Raw genomic sequence first — 2310 nt, 5'->3', positions numbered from 1 at the left:
ATTCCAAAAATTAGGCGTGGAAATTTACGGTGTTTCTACTGACACTCACTTCACTCATAAAGCTTGGCACGACACTTCTGAAGTTATTGGTAAAATCCAATACCCATTAATCGGCGACCCAACTTGGACTCTTTCTAAAAACTTTGACGTTCTAATCGAAGCTGCTGGTCTTGCAGACCGCGGTACTTTTGTCATTGATCCAGAAGGCAAAATCCAAATCGTTGAAATCAACGCTGGTGGTATTGGTCGTGATGCTCAAGAATTACTTCGTAAAGTTAAAGCAGCTCAATACGTTCACGCTCACCCAGGTGAAGTTTGCCCAGCTAAATGGAAAGAAGGTGAAGCAACTCTTGCTCCTTCAATCGACCTAGTAGGTAAAATCTAATCTAAATTAGATTGAACACATAAAAAACCACGCTTTTTAGCGTGGTTTTTTATGGCCAAGATAACAGTACAATATGACAAGAAAGAGAAAGCATAAAACAATAAATACCTATCCTTTTACGTCTTACATGATTCATGACTAGAATTCAGTGTCTGTACCCGCTACAGTAGAATGAATACATGTAACACATTGAAGAAAAAAGATGACTTATCAAGTTCATATGATTGATGTGAAAAATCAGCTCCAAAACTACATTTGGTTGCTAGAACACACCACATCAAAACAAGTCACAGTAATTGACCCAACAGAAGCGGGATTAGTTGAAGAATATTGCACTAAACATGGTTTAAGCATTGCTCAAATTTGGCTGACTCATTGGCATAAAGACCATATTGGCGGTGTCGCTGACCTGATCGCAAGTCGAAATATTCCTGTGTATGGACCACGGGAGGAATTATCAAAAATTCCTTTTATCACCCATGCATTGATGGATGATGACTACTTTGCATTTCATGATTTACATGTCGATATCTTAGCCGTTCCTGGTCATACACTGGGCCATATTGTGTACTTTATCGAATCCATCCAAACTCTATTTTGCGGTGACACCCTGTTTGCTATGGGCTGTGGGCGAGTGTTTGAGGGCACACATGAGCAGATGTACCATTCACTCAATCGTTTAGCAGCTTTGCCTGCCGAAACCAAAGTTTATTGTACGCACGAATACACGCTCTCTAACGCGAAATTTGCCAACCATGTCGAACCAGACAATATTGCCATTCAAGAGCGTTTAGACCATGTAGAAACCATGCGCTATTTGGGTCAATGTACCCTCCCGAGCAGTATTGAAATCGAACTTGAAACCAATCCTTTTTTACGTACAGAAAACGTTGAAGAGTTTAAGCGACTGCGCGATCTGAAAGACCATTTTTAAATCGCCCCCCTAGAGAGACTGCTGACGAGTGCAGTCTCTACTTCATACCAGAGGCTCTCGTCAGACAAGCCTAAACACTCCGATAATGTCTAGAGATTTTCTCTTGAATTCAACGCTCAGTCGGCGCTGTTACCATGAGCGTTTAATCTGTCAAAATTTCCACAGAAATAATTTCAACTCACACGATGCTAAACGCAAATGATCATCACAAAGACAGAATGATCCTACTTTTTCAAAACATCCCAGCTTTGAAAAAAATCATTACATTTCTATTCGCTACAAAATATTTCTAGCTCTCATTTTAGCAATATTATAAAAAGGGATTTCCATTTTTTAAATTTTATTATTTTTCAATATCTTGTACCATTTTTAGCACATAAAGCCTTTTCCTTTATGATTTCTACATGATGATGGATAGTCTGATTACGCGCTAAAAAACAGCAAAAATAAAAATATATAAAAAAATCCCCTTTAAAAAAGCGTGAAATATCCCTATTAATAATTTATCAGTGAATAAGGAATATCCTCGTGAAAAAAGTAGTGAAAGCAAAAAACCTCATCGCCTTTCGTATTTGGTTAGAGAAATTGGGGTATTCAGTCAAAACTTTAGCAGACAACCGTGGCTTTACTTTTAGCTTTAAAAAAGAATATGGACTAGTGACCTGCGACCTCGCGGGAAATAACTTGGCCATGCAGCTCGGTGAAGAATTCGAAGACCATTTGAAAGCCTAAATTTGCTCCATACTTACTTCGCGTGATGAATCAAAACTTAGCCCCCTTATGGGGGCTTTTTTTATGATGAATGGATTCTTAAATTTCAGGCAATAAAAAAGCAAGGTTTTATACCTTGCTTCATTACTGATGGTGGGGACGGAGAGACTCGAACTCTCACACCTTGCGGCGCTGGAACCTAAATCCAGTGCGTCTACCAATTTCGCCACGTCCCCATCAGGGTGCTAACTTTGCATTAGACTTTAAGTTGGCAGAGGAT

At 39.2% G+C, this 2310-nt stretch carries 3 protein-coding genes and 1 tRNA gene; 3 read left to right on the top strand and 1 reads right to left on the bottom strand.

Annotated elements, in window-relative coordinates; genetic code table 11:
• From B4F08_RS09760 to B4F08_RS09750, 3 genes are all read left to right on the top strand, one after another.
• Positions 1-385 (top strand): redoxin domain-containing protein (locus tag B4F08_RS09760; RefSeq protein ID WP_291374263.1); only part of this gene is annotated, 385 nt, incomplete at its 5' end.
• Positions 386-587: 202 nt separating this feature from the next.
• Positions 588-1319, top strand: coding sequence for a hydroxyacylglutathione hydrolase (gene gloB / locus B4F08_RS09755; protein ID WP_086208380.1), 732 nt, complete (start codon positions 588-590; stop codon positions 1317-1319).
• 528 nt (positions 1320-1847) lie between these two features.
• Positions 1848-2051, top strand: coding sequence for a hypothetical protein (locus B4F08_RS09750; RefSeq protein ID WP_004696295.1), 204 nt, complete (start codon positions 1848-1850; stop codon positions 2049-2051).
• Between the two features lie 130 nt (positions 2052-2181).
• Here the strand turns inward: B4F08_RS09750 and B4F08_RS09745 are convergent.
• Positions 2182-2266, bottom strand: a tRNA-Leu gene (locus tag B4F08_RS09745).
• Between the last annotated feature and the right edge of the window lie 44 nt (positions 2267-2310).

Origin of the sequence: Acinetobacter sp. UBA6720, assembly GCF_002454215.1 — a bacterium.
Classification (GTDB): domain Bacteria; phylum Pseudomonadota; class Gammaproteobacteria; order Pseudomonadales; family Moraxellaceae; genus Acinetobacter.
The sequence above is the reverse complement of the archived record's forward strand: the minus strand, read 5'-3'. Positions and strand labels throughout refer to the sequence as shown.